The sequence below is a fragment of the Bradyrhizobium sp. 142 genome, assembly GCF_023074015.1.
Classification (GTDB): domain Bacteria; phylum Pseudomonadota; class Alphaproteobacteria; order Rhizobiales; family Xanthobacteraceae; genus Bradyrhizobium.
Genome location: NZ_JADPKQ010000086.1, coordinates 1 through 545 on the forward strand (window position 1 = coordinate 1; position 545 = coordinate 545).

1 protein-coding gene is annotated in these 545 nt (G+C 64.8%); it reads left to right on the forward strand.

Annotated features, from left to right (window positions below; genetic code table 11):
• The coding region (locus IVA82_RS09225; RefSeq protein ID WP_247389531.1) for a transposase family protein at positions 1 to 545 on the forward strand (545 nt) is incomplete at both ends.

A 545-nucleotide genomic window follows, 5' to 3' on the forward strand; every position in this document is an offset into this window, starting at 1 on the left:
GTGGCGCTGTGGGAGGCCTCGGATCGGATCTGCGGCAAGCGGCTCCGGGTAATGATTCCGACGTTGCTGCCTTCGCTGGAGCGGCATGGCCGGCTCAAGCTCGACCAGGCCGATCGAGTGCTGCTGCTCGGCGTCAGCGCAGCCACGATTGATCGCCTGCTGGTCGAGTCCAAAATTGCCGCGGCCGGCGGTAAGCGCCGGCGGGTCGGCTTTTACTCGGCGGTACGGCGTGAAGTGCCGATCCGGACGTTCAACGACTGGCACGATCCGCCGCCGGGGTTCTGCGAGGTCGACATGGTGGCCCATGGCGGCACCTCCGTGGCTGGCTCGTTCATTCAGACGTTGACGATGGTCGACGTCGCGACTGGTTGGACCGAGTGCATGCCGCTGGTGACGCGCGAGAGCAGCCTCATCGTGCAGGCCATGGAGCGCGCACAGACCCTGTTTCCCTGGCTCATTCGCGGCGCCGACTTCGACAATGACAGCGCGTTTATGAACGATGTCGTCGTGCCCTGGTGTCGCACGCAAAAGATCGAGGTGACACG